Raw genomic sequence first — 14,027 nt, 5'->3', positions numbered from 1 at the left:
ATCTGCAGTCCCCGCGGCGGGGATCGTCGCTATCGGAAGGTTTCCGTGTTGATGCGAGCCTGTCTGTCAAGCTCGGCCTTCAGGAAAGGGATGCTTACCAATAGGGCGACGCGGGTTCCTCCTCAAAAACCTCGGCGATACGTCGCAGCGTTGCCGGCGTCGTTCCCTCCGGCAAACCATCGAGCGGGAAGAAGCCGGCCTCGGCGATCTCGTGGTCCGGCAGCTTCGGTATCGTCTGACTGAAGTGCTCGATGACGTAAAAGCCGACATGGTCGCGGCGGCTGGAGCGGCGGTTGAAGTGCATCGACTTCAGCACCGCCGGCGCGTTCAGCGCGATGTTGCCTTCCTCGGCGAGTTCGCGCACCAGCGCCTCGGCCAGCGTTTCTCCGACCTCGACGCCCCCACCGGGAAGCTGCCAGCCGGGCACATAGGTATGGCGGATCAGGAAAACGGAATTCGTCGCGGTATCATGGACGAGGCCGCGCACGCCGAGTGTCATTGGCCGCCGCAGTACGAAATAGAGATGGAACAACCTGGCCCGCAAACCCGACCAGCCGGTCTGGCGGAAGATGTCGTCCGGATTTGCCATCAGGTGCGAAACCGTGGGTGATAAGGAAACCTTGAGTGGAAAGCGGGGCGCTGGTCGCCTATGAGGGATGGATGTTCAGGCTCGCGCATATTTCAGATGTCCATCTGGGGCCGCTCCCCGATGTATCCTATCGCGATCTCGCCTCCAAGCGCGTGCTCGGCTACGTCAACTGGCAACGCAATCGCCGGCGCCATATGCATGACGCCGTCATCGACGCCATCACCGCCGACATCAAGGCGCAGAACCCCGACCACCTCGCCGTCACCGGCGACCTCGTCAATTTGGCGCTCGACGGCGAGATCGAGATGGCCAAGCACTGGCTGGAGACGCTGGGATCGCCGAACGACGTTTCCGTGGTTCCGGGAAACCACGACGCCTATGTGCCCGGCGCCTTCGACAAGGTCTGCCGCTCATGGGCGGCCTGGATGAGCGGCGACGGCGTCAACACGCCGGTCGACCGCAACGCGTTCCCCTATCTGCGCGTGCGCGGCAATGTCGCGCTGATCGGCGTCTCGACGGCGCGCGCCACGGCCCCCTTCATGGCCAATGGCTTCTTCATGGAAGGGCAGGCGGACCGGCTCGGCAAGATCCTGCGCGATACGGCCGGGCAAGGCCTGTTTCGCGCGATCATGATCCACCATCCGCCGGTGCGCGGCGCCGTTTCGCAGCACAAGCGGCTGTTCGGCATCGCCCGCTTCCACAAGGTCATTCGCAAGAACGGTGCGGAGCTCGTCCTGCACGGTCATTCGCATCTGCCGTCGTTGTTCCAGATCGGGCTGCGCGGCACCAAGGTTCCAGTGGTCGGTGTCGCCGCCGCTGGCCAGGCGCCGGGTGGCAAGCATCCGGCCGCACAGTACAATCTGTTCGATATCGATGGCGAAAAGGGCAATTGGCGCATCCGCCTGACGCGGCGCGGCCTGACCGGGCCGGCGATACCGCCCGCCGATCTGCAGACCTTGGAACTGGGTGTGGAGGCCAGCGCTTCTATGGCCGCAGGCTGAAAACCATCGCCACGAGGCGGTCCCAGAACAAGGCGACCGACACCGCCAGGCCGACCAGCGCGCCGGCGGCGACCAGGCCAAGGCCTGACAGGAAGGCCGACCAGCCCTTGCCGCGTTGCGGCGACCGCAGCGGCGGCTCGGCCTCAGCCACCTCGGCGCGCCTCATGGCGGCGACGGCCGGCTCGACCCCGCCCTCCATCATCCTCTGGCGCTCGACGATGCGCTCGGCGACATAGCGGGTCACGGAATCGGCAACTGGCTTCATCTCGGTCGATTCGGCAAGCACCACACGGCCGATGCGGGTGTCCTTGAGGAAGCGGTAGGTGCGGCGGTCGCGCCCCATAGCGACATGGCTGACGGCATCGATCCACAGGCGCGGCTGCAGCCCTGACGAAACGACGAAGTCGAAATTGTCCATGTCGGCGGGCACATCGGCAAAGACGGGTGCGAGTTCGGCGGCCAGGAGATCGAGGCGCATGCGATGCGCCTCGCGCATGTCGACGACGACATCGTCGCGGTCAGCGAAGGCGTTCTTCACATCACGGATGGCATCGGACAGTTTTCTTGACGGATCGATCTTTTCGCCTGCGTCCTTCATCGGCGTCTGCCTCGCGGGTTTGGTTAACACGGGGTTAACACAGACGCCGGCAAAATGCACTGGCGAGATGAAGCGGACAGAGGCGGTCTGGGATGTTGCGCTGAAGCGCGTCGCGTTGCGCGACGCGCTTCAGATCTTTGTTTCATGCACGTCGTTCTCCCAAAACCGAGGTCACTTTTGGGCGACATGCATTAAGCAACTCAACTGGCCGCCGCGGCGAGTTTGGGGCGAACGGGCCTGGCGCGACGGTTCATATTGCGCCGGATGATGCTGGCGATCAGATCGGGCGCTTCCTCGATCAGCATATGGCCGGCCTCCAGCACGTGATGCACATGAAAGCGCGCCGGCAGGTCGTCGGCCTGGGTGAAGGGCAGCACCGCGTCATCACTGCCCCATACCACCATCACCGGTATGGCCAGCCTGTCCAACAGTTCACGCGGGATGACGCCTTGGCGGTCGTCCCTGGTCATGGCGGCGGCGATCTCGACGAGTTTTTCCGATTGTCCGGGCCGCTTGCGCATCTCGCAGAGCATATCGGCGATGTGATCAAAAGGTCGCGCCAGTGGACCCGACATAGCGGCAAGACAGGCGAGGATCTCGGATGGGCTCCGTGCGGCGGCATAGCGGCGCAACAGCGGCCCGTTGATCTCCGGGCCGAAGCCGCCAGGCGCCAGAAGCGTCAGCGAGGCCACCTTCTCTGGCTCGGCCAGAGCCATCAAGGTCGCCACCGCTCCGCCCATCGAATGACCAACGAGATGGATGCGTTTGACCTTGCGTGCCGCAAGGTCGGCAAGAACCGCCCTTGCTGCCACCTTTGCGGGCCCGGCACCGGCAAAGTCGAACGACAGGCCATGTCCCGGCAGGTCATAGGCAAGCGTGCACGCGGAAGGGGCGAGCGAGGCGATCACGTCGCGCCAGACGTTGTGGCTACCGCCAAAACCGTGCAGCAGGACGATGGTCTTCGAACCAGATCCTTGTTCGGCGGCATAGAGCGATGAAATCATGAAGGTGGGAGCTTGTTGCAGATTGTGAAAAGCGCGGACCTGACACCAAATGCGGCTGGATTGCGCTTCACCCAGCGTCATAGCCAGTAAAATTTTCGCGATTGTTCGCGAAGGCGAGCCTGTAATTCAATGGGGTTTGTCCAGCGGAAGCCGGCAAATCAGCCCGATTGGGGGCCCTTGTTCTCCGTGCGCGACCGCCCGGCAATTCCATTGGTCCAACGGCCGGTGTTTGTTCAACTTCAGCTGGCGTCGCCGAGCCCGGCGGCGCGCAAGGCGCCGACCAGCCGCTCGGTCAGGTCGGCCGGATATTTTCGGTCGATGAAGGTCGCGCGCGGATTGGCGGCGAATTTGGGGAATTTGGCGGTGAGTTCATCGAGCAGCTTGCGTGCCAGGCTGTCCTGACCGGAGATCCTGGCGCCGATCAGCCGGGCGGCAAGATAGTGCGATTTCGTTGCCGTGGTTCTCAGTGCGGAGCTGGCGATCGCGGCCTTGCTCGTGTCGCCGAGCATCAACTCGCCGGCGAAAAGCCCGAAATCCCACCATGTCGGATGGCCGCTGGAGGCATCCACCGCATGAGCCAGAAGGGGTGTTCCCTCGGCGTAGCGGCCGGCGAAGACCAACCCATAACCATAGGCGGCCGCCATGGAGACGTCATAGGGGTTGAGATCATGGGCCTTGCGCATCCAACGCAGCGCCTCGTCGGCATTGCCAAGACGCGAATTGATGTAGCCGTAGGAACGATGCGCATAGGGACTGGTCGGGCCCATCTGCACGGCGCGATGGGCGAATGTCATCGCCTTCTCGATCGTCGCATCCGGCGGATAGGCGTAATGGTCGTTCACGGCCTCGAGGTGCAGCGAGGCGAGCTCGGAGTAAACAAGCGACGATTTTGCGCCGTTCTCGGCAAGGGTTTCGAGGCAGCGATAGGCGGCCTCGTGGGTTCTGGCGTTCTGATCGAGATAGTATTTGCCGTTGAGCAGCAGGCACTGCGTCAGGCCGTTCTGAATGCCGCTCTGCTCGATATAGTTGTAGATCGTGCCGGACGCGGGCAGTGCCGAACTCAGGATGCCGGCGATACGGTCCTCGACGGCCGATGGCGCGCTGTCGGCGGCTGTCAGGTTGCGCGACAAAAGCACACGTCCGGTCGCCACGCTCTGCAGCTCGATGGTGATCTCGCCCGCGCCCGGTCCAGGCAGGACATCGAACATGAAGCTCGTTGCACTGGCGACCGGGTCGGTCTTGTCGACCGTGTCGCGGCCGATAAAGTCGATGGTATCGAAGCCGCTCAGGCCGGCACGCAACGACGCGGCGACGCGGCTGGCGTCCGCGCCGCTGGCCTTGACGGCGATGTAGACGAGCGGCAGGGCCTCGCTGGCCGGGGACGGCGCGATGCTGCTGGTCAGGCCGGCGCTCTCGAACGTCGCCGGCAGATCGCCGCCGGCGAGCAGCGCGCCGCCGCCCTGGCGCAGGATCAGGACGCCGAGCATGGCGATGACCACAACGATCGCCATCCAGAAGAACGTGAGATGGCGCGCCACAGAGGGCGCGGGTGCCGCCGCCGGCGCCAGCAACGCGGCGGGCGCAACGGCCTCGTCGGCAGTATTGGGGTGCTCGGCTGGAGCTGCTGCCGCTGGCGCCTGCTCGGCGGGTTTGGCCACTTCCGGCAGACGGATCGCGTTGAGCTCATAGGCCGGCACGTAGCCGCCGCGTGGGATGGCGATGCGGACGGGCTCGGCGATGCCTTCATTGGCGAAATACTGCTGCAGCAATTCGCGCAGCCGGCCTGCCTGCACCCGCACCACGGCATCGGTCGACGGATCGAAATCGCCGTCCTTGCCGAAGACGTCCATGGCGATGGAAAAGCCCTTGAGCCTGTCGGCTTCGCCGGCCTGCTCGCGTTCGACGAGATAACGGATCAGCTTGCGCGCGCGCTCGGACCGTCCGAACGTTTCGCTGGCAAGCAGTCGCTCCAGTGTCTCGCGCACTGCGGGGGCGGCAGGCGTGGCATGCTGCAAGTGTCGATCCTCTCGAAGTCGGCACAGGTTGAGGCGCGATCATATAGGGCTCGCACCACCACACAAGTATACACCCGTTATGCGATCGCATACCTCACCGGATAATTTTCCGGTGGTTAATGACGCTGCCGATGCCGGCTACAGGATTGGTGTGCCGCCGGTGTCAGCCGTTTGAGGCCAAGGCCTTGTTCGGCTTGAAAAAATGGCTGGCGCGAGAGTGGCTGTGATCTCTCGCGCCAATCGTCGGTAGATGCTACCGCGGCTTGCGGCCGACGATGCGGTTGGCTGCCGACGTCACCGCTTCCAGCGAGGCGGCGACGATGTTGGTGTTGATGCCGGCGCCGAACAGCTTGCCGCCGGGATATTCCATTTCGACATAGGAAATGGCGGATGCATTGGAGCCACGCTGCATCGAGTGTTCGGAATAATCGAGCACCGACATCTCGACGCCGACATGGCGTGACAGTGCATCGACGAAGCCGTCGATCGGGCCTGTGCCGGTGCCTGATATGGTCACTTCCTTGCCCTTGTCGAGGATCACTGCCTCGACCACGCGCCGGCCCTTGACCACTGTATCGGGATAGGTGTGGTGGTCGAGGAATTTCAGGCGCGCGCCCGGCTGGTCGACATAGGTTTCGAGAAAGCGCTCATAGATGCGCTTGGCCGGCACTTCCTTGCCCTCGGCATCGGTGATCGCCTGGATCGCCTGGCTGAATTCGATCTGCAGGTTGCGCGGCAGATTGAGGCCGTAATCGGCCTGCAGCACATAGGCGATGCCGCCCTTGCCGGACTGCGAGTTGATGCGGATGATCGCCTCGTAGCTGCGGCCGACATCGGCCGGGTCGATCGGCAGATACGGCACTTCCCAGAGGCTGGTGTTGGCCTTTTTCAGCGCCTTCATGCCCTTGTTGATGGCGTCCTGGTGCGAGCCGGAAAAGGCGGTGTAGACGAGTTCGCCGACATAGGGGTGACGCTCGGGGATCTTCAACTGGTTCGAATATTCATAGACGTCCTTCATCCGGTTGATGTCGGAGCAGTCGATGCCCGGATCGACGCCTTGTGTGTACATGTTGAGCGCCAGCGTGACGATGTCGACATTGCCGGTGCGCTCGCCATTGCCGAACAGCGTGCCTTCGACGCGGTCCGCGCCCGCCATCAAGCCGAGTTCGGTGGTGGCGATGCCGGTGCCGCGGTCATTGTGCGGATGCAGCGAGATGATCAGGTTCTCTCTGGCGTCCAGATTGCGGCACATCCATTCGATGCGGTCGGCATAGATGTTGGGCGTCGACATCTCGACCGTCGACGGCAGGTTGATGATCAGCTTGTTGTCCGGCGTCGGCCTGACGATCTCGGTGACGGCGTTGCAGATCTCCAGCGCGACTTCGAGCTCGGTGCCGGTAAAGCTTTCCGGCGAGTATTCGAAGCGATAGCCGCCGCCGGCCTTGGCCGCCATGTCGGTGATCATCTTGGCCGCGTCGGTGGCGATGCGCTTGATGCCGCCGACATCCTTTTCGAAGACGACGCGGCGCTGCAATTCGCTGGTCGAATTGTAGAAATGCACGATCGGGTTGGTGGCGCCCTTCAGCGCCTCGAAGGTGCGCGTGATCAGCTCGGGCCGGCACTGCACCAGCACCTGCAGCGACACATCGGCGGGCACGTTGCCTTCCTCGATGCACCAGCGGGCGAAGTCGAAATCGGTCTGCGAGGCCGAGGGGAAGCCGATCTCGATCTCCTTGAATCCCATGTCGAGCAGCAGGCCGAACATGCGCGCCTTGCGCTCATGGCCCATCGGGTCGATCAGTGCCTGGTTGCCGTCGCGCAGGTCGACCGAACACCAGATCGGCGCCTTGTCGATGACCTTCGAGGGCCAGGTCCGGTCGGTGAGGCCAACGGTCGGATAGGGTTGGTATTTGCGGGCCGCGTCGGGCATGCCGCGGGCTGGTTCGACATGCTTGCCTGCTACAGCGGCATCAGGGCGGATCTGTTCTCGTGCGTTCATCGTCTTGTTCTCCCGGCGGCCCTCGGATCCGTCTCGGACGGATGGCTGGCGAGTGGCGCCTTTACCAGATTTTTTCGTTCGCTTGATGTGACTGCCAATTTTGAGACTGGCTAAGGAGCATGCGCTTGCGCGGCGGTTCGACCGCCGGGCGCTCCTTCAGCGAACCCGGCGATCGCCGATAAGGCCGAGAAGAAGCAGGGTCGAGGCAAGCGCGCGCACGGTCTCGCCGGCAAAGCCGGTCTGACGGGAAGCGATGGTGGCGCGCGTGTTCATGCCGGTTCTCATACAGGAGCGCCCCGGCAGAGGCAAGCGGGGGCTGAATCCGTTGAACATTATCCCAAATGCCGGTGCTCTTCCCCAGGCGCCGCAAATGCGCCAGACTTGGATGCCGACGGGGCTGCGGTGCCCTGTCACCGGGAGGTGGTTGTCGATGAATTTCGTGTTCTTTTCGCCGCATTTTCCGACCAACGGCGCCGATTTCTGCGACCGGCTGAAGAAGGCCGGAGCCACCGTGCTCGGCATTGGCGATGCGCCCTATGACGCGCTTGACGGCAGGCTGAAGGCAGCGCTTTCGGAATATTACCGCGTCGCCGACATGGAGGACTACGATCCGGTGTTCCGGGCGATGGGGCATTTCATCCACAAATGGGGCCGCGTCGACCGGTTCGAATCGCTCAACGAACACTGGCTAGAGCTGGAAGCCAACATCCGCACCGACTTCAACATCTACGGCACCAAGCTCGATTTCGTGAAGAACCTGAAGCGCAAGAGCCGCATGCGCGCCTTTTTCCGCAAGAGCGGCGTCGAGACCATCGCGCAGCGCAAATGCTCCGACCGCGCCGGCGCCATGACTTTCATCCGCCGCGTCGGCTATCCCGTGGTGGTGAAGCCCGACAGCGGCTCTGGCGCTTCCAACACTTTTAAGATCTCCAACACAGGGGAGCTCGACCAGTTCTTCCGGGACAAGCCCGAGGACGTGACCTTCGTCATGGAGCAATTCATCGAGGGGCTGGTGGTGACCTATGACGGGCTGGTCAACCGCGACGGCGAGGTGGTGCTGGCGGCCAGCCACCGCTACGACCAGAGCGTCATGGAGGTGGTCAACAAGGACCGCCATATGAGCTACACCTGCTTTCCCCATATCAGGCCAGCGGTCGAGGAGGCCGGCCGCAAGATCCTGAAGGCGTTCGACGTGCGCGAGCGCTTCTTCCACATCGAGCTGTTCGAGACCAGGGACGACCGGATCATCGCGCTGGAGGTCAACATGCGGCCGCCCGGCGCCTGGATGACCGACGCCATCAACTACACGTTCGACATCGACGTCTACGCGGCATGGGCCGACATGGTGGTCAAGGACGCCGCCGGCGGGCCATATGAGGGCAAGTATTTCACCGCCTATGCCAGTCGCAAGCGGCACCTCCACTATTTGCACAGCCATGAGGACGTGCTAGCGGCGCACCGCGACAAGATCGTCCACCATCAGGCCATCGAAGAGGTTTTCAGCCGCGCCATGGGAAATTACGCCTATCAGATGCGCTCGAAGGATCAGGCGGCGCTGCGCGAGGCGGTCGCCTATATCCATGCGGAAAAGGCCTGAGGCGATGGACATCTCCTATCACAAGCATTTCTCCGGCAAGCTCGGCCGCGACATGGAATACAAGCGCTACGGTCATGCCGGCCGGCCCGTGGTGGTGTTCCCGACCTCGCAGGGGCGGTTCTACCAGTTCGAGGATTCCGGCGGGGTGGGCGCTTTGGCCGAGTTCATCGATACCGGCCGCATCCAGCTGTTCACGGTCGACGGCATCGATTCGGAATCCTTCTTCGACAAGCATGCCGACGCCGCGCATCGCATCGGCCGCCACGAGGCCTATTTCCGCTATATGCGCGAGGAGGCGCTGCCGGAAATCCTGTCCGCCGCATCGGCTGCCAATGGCGGGCGCAGACTGAAGCCGTTGTTTTCAGGCTGTTCGATGGGCGGCTACCATTCGTCGAATTTCGTCTTCCGCTTTCCCGAACTCGCCAGTGGCGTCATCTCGCTGTCGGGGGTCTATTCGGCTCGCGACTTCTTCGGCAAGGCGCTGGAGGGCGACATCTTCTACAACTCGCCGCTCGATTACCTGCCCGGCATCGTCGATCCGAAGCTTTTGGCGCGGCTGAAGGCGCTGCGGCTGATCTTCTGCTGCGGGCAGGGCGCCTGGGAAGAGCGCATGCTGGTCGAGACGCGCCAGCTGGAACAGATCCTGCGCGACAAATCCATTCCCGCCTGGGTCGACTATTGGGGCGGCGACGTCAGCCATGACTGGCCATGGTGGCACAAGCAGCTGGTCTATTTCTTCGGCCGCTGGCTGGATGATGATCTGATGCACAGGCTCGATTGATGACGACCCCCGACCCCATCCGTCGCTTTGTCGAGGCCACCAATGAAGGTGATACCGAAGCCTTTCTCAACACCTTTGCCGACGACGCATTCTTGAGCGACTGGGGACGATCGTTCCAGGGGCGCGAGCAGATCGCCCGCGGAACCAGTCCGACAATATCGGCGTGAAGTCGAACCTGAGCGTCGTCGGCATCACGCCGACGGAAGGCGTCTATCGCGGTCGCATCGCCGTCGAGGGCAAGGGCTTCAACGGCGAGGGCGACATGACCTTCACGCTGGATGGCGACCGTATAGCGAGCCTTGTCATCACCTGACAAAGGCTGAGCCAGCTATCCTTCCTGGCAAACCGGCACAGAAACAGGCTCGTGCTGCGCCGCCGATCCGCGACGCAGGCCGAGGAAGACGACGAGGGCGGTGACGATGGTGATTGCCGCCAGCACGATCAGCAGCCTGTCGAAGGCCGTCTCATAGGCCTGGACCAGGGTTGCGGCGTTGGCCGTTGGCAGATGCTGCGCCGTTTCACCGACATTGCCGGTCACCAACAGCTGCGCCGCGGCGGCCGCATCCCTGGAAGATGCTCCTCGAGTAGCGAGTTGCGCCGCGGTGAAGCCTGACAGGGTCGCCATGACAATGGCCACCGCCACGCCCTCGCAAGCGACACGCGTGGTGTTGAAGATGCCGACCGCCATGCCGGCGCGCTCGCGCGGCACGACGCTGACGGCGAGCCCGTCCATCAGTCCCCAGGGCAAAGCGATGCCGATACCGATCAGCACCAGCGGCGCCACAAGCGCGACGGCGACCGGCGGCGTCAGGCTCAGCCAGAGGAGGCCGGCGGCGGTGATGAGCAGGCCAGCGCCGCAGATCGTGGCCGGAGCGATCCAGCGCGCCAGCTGGCCGGCAAGCAAGGGCAGGATCAGCAACGGCCCCGAAAGGCAGATCATCAATTGCCCGGCCTCGATCTCGCTCATCCCTTCAATGCCGATGAAGCGGATCGGCAGAAGCACCAGCAGGACGACGAAGCCATAGGCGGGCGCCGCCGCCAGGAACTGGACGCCGACGAAGCGGGGGAAGCGAAACAGCGTGAGGTCGAGCATTGGCCGGCGCACGCGTCGCTCGACGATAATAAAAGCGGCGAAGAAGAGGGCTGCCGCGGCGAGCAGCGTGACGACCAGGGGATCGGTCCAGCCGCTCTGCGGCGCCTGCAATACACCATAGGTCAGCAAGGCCAGTGCTGTCGTGAAAGTGCCGGCTCCCGCCCAGTCGAGGCCGGTCGCATCCGGGTCGCGCGATTCCCGGATAGTGCGCATGCCAAGCACCGCCGAGGCAATCGCCAGCACTGCCACCAGAACAAAGATCGACCGCCAGCCGAATGCGGAGATGAGCAAGCCCGAGGCGATCGGACCGAAGGCGAGGCCGATGCCGAAACTTGTGCCGAGGAAGGAGAAGGCGCGCAGCCGCAGCGGCCCTTCGAATTCCTGGGCAAGTGCGGAGGCGCCGCCGGCGAAGGCCAAGGCACCGCCGATGCCTTGCGCGGCCCTGAACATGTCGAACCAGACGATGCCGGGCGCCAGCATCGCGCCGAGCGACGCCAGGACATAGAGGCAGAGGCCGGCGAGGAAGATGCGCTTGCGGCCGTGGTTGTCGGCCAGCGCTCCAGCCGCCATCAGGCTGGCGCCGAAGGTCAGCATGAAGGCGTTCGTCACCCAGTTGAGCGCGATCGGGCTGCCGCCGAGATCGGCCGCGATGCGTGAGAGTGCGACGGCCGGGCCGGTGAAGGTCAAGGGCATGGTCATCGCGGCAAGGCATACCGACAAGAGCACGAGCCATCGCTCGGCTGGGCCGGTTGTGGTCTTCGAGGTCATGAATTTTCCTATCTGAAGCAGCATCCGTCGGCATGCGCGTGGGTCGCGGCGCCGTCGCAACGACAAGATAGGTCAGCAGCCTTTCCGGAAAAATGGTATTATATCTCCTGATATACCGGACTGAAACGCTCGAATGGAAGATTACGATGGATCGTCTCAGTGGCCTGTTGGCCTTCGCCCGCACCGCCGAGTTTGGCAGTTTCATCGCTGCTGGCCGGGCGCTCGGCATTTCGGCTTCCGCCGTCGGCAAGAGCGTCGCAAGGCTCGAACAGGAGCTCGGCGTGCGGCTCCTGCAGCGCAGCACGCGGCGCGTCGGCCTGACGGAAGAGGGGCAGGCTGTTCAATGAGCGGGTGCGCCGCATCCTCGACGACATCGACGATGCCGAGGCGATGCTGTCGCGGACGCGGGAAACGCCGCACGGACGGCTGCGCGTCTCGACCCCGATTGTCACCTATCATCTGCTTTTGCCGGTGCTGTCGGAGTTCATGTCCCGCTATCCCGAGATCGAACTCGACATCGATTTCAACGACCGCGTGGTCGACGTCATCGAGGAAGGTATCGACGTCGCGATCCGCAGCGGCGAGCTGCCCGATTCACGACTGGTGTCGAGACCCGTTGGACCCTTTCGTATGCTTTTGTGCGCGGCGCCTTCCTATCTCGAGCGCCATGGCACGCCCGACAAACCGGCGGATCTCACCAGGCATTTCGGCATAAACTTTCGCTTTCTCAACAGCGGCAGGCTGCTGGAGTGGCCATTCACGACCGGAAGCGCCGAACCGCAGACCCGCTCGAAGCTGACCTGCAACAATATGGAGGCCTTGAAGGGTGCCACGGTCGCCGGGCTCGGCATCGCCTGCATGCCCGATTTCCTGGTCCGCGAGGCGTTGCTGGACGGAAGGCTGCGCACCGTGCTGGACGATTATATCGACGGCCGTGGCCAGTTCCGGATGCTGTGGCCCTCCAATCGCCATCTGTCGCCAAAGGTGCGGGTCTTTGTCGATTTCCTTCCCGAGCGGCTTGCGGCGGCTGCCGGCCGGTGGGGGTGAAGAGTGGGCACCGAAAGCGCTGCAGCCTGTCAGTCCCGGATGCTTCTGGCAACCAGCCGGGCGACGCTCGGGCCGACGAGCAGCACGACCAGGAACCGGGCCGATTGCAGCGCCATGACGAAGGAGATGTCGACGTTCTGCGCCGCGGCAGCGATGATGACGACGCTGTCCATGCCGCCGGGACTGGTCGCCAGATAGGCAGTCAGCGGATCGATGCCCAGGAGATGGCTGATCAGGAAGGCGAGCCCGCCGCAAAAGGCGATCAGCGCCACGATCGAGGCGATGATCTGCGGCAGAGCACGCGTCGCATGGCGCAGGATCGGCCTGGTGAAGTTCAGCCCGATCGACCAGCCGACCATGGCGTAGCTGATTGCCAGCAGCCAGGGCGGCAGCTGCATCTCGACGCCAAGGCCGAGATGGACGACGGTGCCGAAGATGAAGGTGCCGAGAAAGAAGGGCGAGGGCAGCCGGCACAGCTTCCCCGCAAGGCCGCCGACCAGCGCGATACCTGACGTGGCGGCGAAGGCTTGGGCATCGATAGGCGGAAACCAGATGATGGGCGGGACTTCGATGCCCGATGTGTCGATCCACATCTTGGCGACGATCGCCGCCGTCATCGAAACGAAGATGACCCGCAGATACTGCATGAAGGCGACGAGGCGTTGGTCGGCGCCGAAAGCGCCGGCCATCAGCACCATGGCGGTGGCGGCGCCAGGCGAAGAGCCCCAGACGGCGGTGGTGCCGGGCAGGATGCGCCAGCGGCTGATCAGCCAGCCAAGCAGGCTGGAGGCCGCGACTGTCGCAATCACCACGCCCAGGAACAGCGGCCACTCGGCATAGAAGACGGGAAAGATGTCGGCCGAGATCGACGCGGCGACGAGACAGCCGACAATGGCCTGGGCGGAGCCGAACAGCAGGCGCGGCACCCGCACCGTGGCGCCATTGGTGCCGGCGACGATCGCCGCCAGCATCGGTCCGATCAGCAGCGCCGCCGGCAGAGCGGCCAGTTCGAGCGCGCTGGCGAACAGGGCCGAGATGGTGAGCAGGACCAGCCATTGCCAGGGCTTGCCCATACGCGCTATGCGCTCGGTGGCAAGCTGGTCGGGAGGCTGCGCCGAGGAATCCATGTTTCGGTCTTAGACGCCAAGTACGGCGATGCGAACCCCGCCGTGCTGAAAAAACTGCCCGAAGGCCTCAGCCCGTCTTGCCGTCAGGCAACCCGAAGCCGCCGACCGGATGGGTCTCCACCTGGAACTCGAAGCCGGCGATGAAGGGGCGCGCCTTGGCGATGGCCGCCTGAACTTCCGGAAGTTGCAGCGAGGCCTTGTGGCTTGCCTGGTCCGTCCACACTTCGGTCACCCAGATCGCATCGGCGTCGGCCGGGTCGGTGGCGACGATATAGCTCAGGCAGCCCGGCAGGGCGCCGGTGCTGGCGCGCAGCACGTCCATGACCGAGTCGCGCTGGCCGCGCGCCGCCCGCATCTTGCCGATCAGTCCGTACATTCAGCTGTCTCCCCTTCAAAGTCTTCGACAAG

Annotated in this window: 13 protein-coding genes and 1 pseudogene; 6 read left to right on the top strand and 8 right to left on the bottom strand. The window is 63.9% G+C overall.

The annotated features are described in order from the left end of the window. Positions 1-94: 94 nt before the first annotated feature. A complete protein-coding gene (locus tag AB4Z43_RS07095; protein ID WP_064980641.1) occupies positions 95-589 on the bottom strand; it encodes an NUDIX domain-containing protein in 495 nt (164 codons plus the stop codon). 71 nt (positions 590-660) lie between these two features. Between AB4Z43_RS07095 and AB4Z43_RS07090 the strand changes: the two genes are divergently transcribed. Beyond that, entirely contained in the window at positions 661-1,590 is a 930-nt protein-coding gene (locus tag AB4Z43_RS07090) for a metallophosphoesterase family protein (protein ID WP_081295907.1), read from the top strand. Here the strand turns inward: AB4Z43_RS07090 and AB4Z43_RS07085 are convergent. From AB4Z43_RS07085 to leuA, 4 genes are all read right to left on the bottom strand, one after another. Next, a complete protein-coding gene (locus tag AB4Z43_RS07085; protein ID WP_027047315.1) occupies positions 1,574-2,188 on the bottom strand; it encodes a hypothetical protein in 615 nt (204 codons plus the stop codon). The genes AB4Z43_RS07090 and AB4Z43_RS07085 overlap by 17 nt on opposite strands. Positions 2,189-2,388: 200 nt before the next feature. After that, entirely contained in the window at positions 2,389-3,192 is an 804-nt protein-coding gene (locus AB4Z43_RS07080; RefSeq protein WP_019860742.1) for an alpha/beta fold hydrolase, read from the bottom strand. A gap of 239 nt (positions 3,193-3,431) precedes the next feature. Further along, positions 3,432-5,207 carry a tetratricopeptide repeat protein gene (locus tag AB4Z43_RS07075; RefSeq protein ID WP_019860741.1) on the bottom strand — a complete coding sequence of 592 codons (1,776 nt, stop codon included), beginning with the start codon at positions 5,205-5,207 and terminating at the stop codon, positions 3,432-3,434. Positions 5,208-5,460: 253 nt separating this feature from the next. After that, positions 5,461-7,206, bottom strand: coding sequence for a 2-isopropylmalate synthase (leuA, locus tag AB4Z43_RS07070; protein ID WP_081295866.1), 1,746 nt, complete (start codon positions 7,204-7,206; stop codon positions 5,461-5,463). 430 nt (positions 7,207-7,636) lie between these two features. Here leuA and AB4Z43_RS07065 point away from each other — a divergent pair, with 430 nt between their 5' ends. Genes AB4Z43_RS07065 through AB4Z43_RS07050 form a run of 4 tightly spaced genes read left to right on the top strand, consistent with a single transcriptional unit; the run spans position 7,637 to position 9,897 of the window. Next, on the top strand, positions 7,637-8,803 hold the full coding sequence (locus AB4Z43_RS07065; RefSeq protein ID WP_027047314.1) for an ATP-grasp domain-containing protein: 1,167 nt from the start codon (positions 7,637-7,639) through the stop codon (positions 8,801-8,803). A gap of 4 nt (positions 8,804-8,807) precedes the next feature. Continuing rightward, complete coding sequence (locus AB4Z43_RS07060; RefSeq protein ID WP_027047313.1) at positions 8,808-9,584, top strand: esterase family protein; 777 nt, start codon at positions 8,808-8,810, stop codon at positions 9,582-9,584. Further along, complete coding sequence (locus AB4Z43_RS07055; protein ID WP_223217863.1) at positions 9,584-9,751, top strand: nuclear transport factor 2 family protein; 168 nt, start codon at positions 9,584-9,586, stop codon at positions 9,749-9,751. Before AB4Z43_RS07060 ends, AB4Z43_RS07055 begins: the two co-directional genes overlap by 1 nt. Continuing rightward, positions 9,748-9,897, top strand: coding sequence for a hypothetical protein (locus AB4Z43_RS07050; protein ID WP_441936653.1), 150 nt, complete (start codon positions 9,748-9,750; stop codon positions 9,895-9,897). Before AB4Z43_RS07055 ends, AB4Z43_RS07050 begins: the two co-directional genes overlap by 4 nt. A 15-nt stretch (positions 9,898-9,912) precedes the next feature. Here the strand turns inward: AB4Z43_RS07050 and AB4Z43_RS07045 are convergent, their stop codons facing one another. Next, positions 9,913-11,445 carry an MFS transporter gene (locus AB4Z43_RS07045; protein WP_441936651.1) on the bottom strand — a complete coding sequence of 511 codons (1,533 nt, stop codon included), beginning with the start codon at positions 11,443-11,445 and terminating at the stop codon, positions 9,913-9,915. A 146-nt stretch (positions 11,446-11,591) separates the two neighbouring features. Between AB4Z43_RS07045 and AB4Z43_RS07040 the strand changes: the two are divergent. Next, positions 11,592-12,492, top strand: a pseudogene (locus tag AB4Z43_RS07040) (LysR family transcriptional regulator). Positions 12,493-12,521: 29 nt separating this feature from the next. Here AB4Z43_RS07040 and AB4Z43_RS07035 read toward each other — a convergent pair. Both AB4Z43_RS07035 and AB4Z43_RS07030 read right to left on the bottom strand, forming a co-directional pair. Beyond that, on the bottom strand, positions 12,522-13,619 hold the full coding sequence (locus AB4Z43_RS07035; RefSeq protein ID WP_064980636.1) for an AbrB family transcriptional regulator: 1,098 nt from the start codon (positions 13,617-13,619) through the stop codon (positions 12,522-12,524). Positions 13,620-13,686: 67 nt separating this feature from the next. Continuing rightward, the gene (locus AB4Z43_RS07030; protein WP_019860734.1) at positions 13,687-13,995 is read right to left on the bottom strand and encodes a putative quinol monooxygenase; all 309 of its coding nucleotides are present in this window, start codon (positions 13,993-13,995) and stop codon (positions 13,687-13,689) included. Positions 13,996-14,027: the final 32 nt, after the last annotated feature.

Source organism: Mesorhizobium sp. 2RAF45 (assembly GCF_052115225.1).
GTDB classification, from domain to species: domain Bacteria; phylum Pseudomonadota; class Alphaproteobacteria; order Rhizobiales; family Rhizobiaceae; genus Mesorhizobium; species Mesorhizobium jarvisii.
Note: the sequence above shows the minus strand (reverse complement) of the source record. Positions and strands in the feature narration are given on the sequence as shown.

Coding starts and splice junctions, on each gene's coding strand:
- AB4Z43_RS07095 (WP_064980641.1), bottom strand. CDS start 589: ATGGCAAATCCGGACGACATCTTCCGCCAGACCGGCTGGTCGGGTTTG.
- AB4Z43_RS07090 (WP_081295907.1), top strand. CDS start 661: ATGTTCAGGCTCGCGCATATTTCAGATGTCCATCTGGGGCCGCTCCCC.
- AB4Z43_RS07085 (WP_027047315.1), bottom strand. CDS start 2,188: ATGAAGGACGCAGGCGAAAAGATCGATCCGTCAAGAAAACTGTCCGAT.
- AB4Z43_RS07080 (WP_019860742.1), bottom strand. CDS start 3,192: ATGATTTCATCGCTCTATGCCGCCGAACAAGGATCTGGTTCGAAGACC.
- leuA (WP_081295866.1), bottom strand. CDS start 7,206: ATGAACGCACGAGAACAGATCCGCCCTGATGCCGCTGTAGCAGGCAAG.
- AB4Z43_RS07065 (WP_027047314.1), top strand. CDS start 7,637: ATGAATTTCGTGTTCTTTTCGCCGCATTTTCCGACCAACGGCGCCGAT.
- AB4Z43_RS07060 (WP_027047313.1), top strand. CDS start 8,808: ATGGACATCTCCTATCACAAGCATTTCTCCGGCAAGCTCGGCCGCGAC.
- AB4Z43_RS07055 (WP_223217863.1), top strand. CDS start 9,584: ATGACGACCCCCGACCCCATCCGTCGCTTTGTCGAGGCCACCAATGAA.
- AB4Z43_RS07045 (WP_441936651.1), bottom strand. CDS start 11,445: ATGACCTCGAAGACCACAACCGGCCCAGCCGAGCGATGGCTCGTGCTC.
- AB4Z43_RS07035 (WP_064980636.1), bottom strand. CDS start 13,619: ATGGATTCCTCGGCGCAGCCTCCCGACCAGCTTGCCACCGAGCGCATA.
- AB4Z43_RS07030 (WP_019860734.1), bottom strand. CDS start 13,995: ATGTACGGACTGATCGGCAAGATGCGGGCGGCGCGCGGCCAGCGCGAC.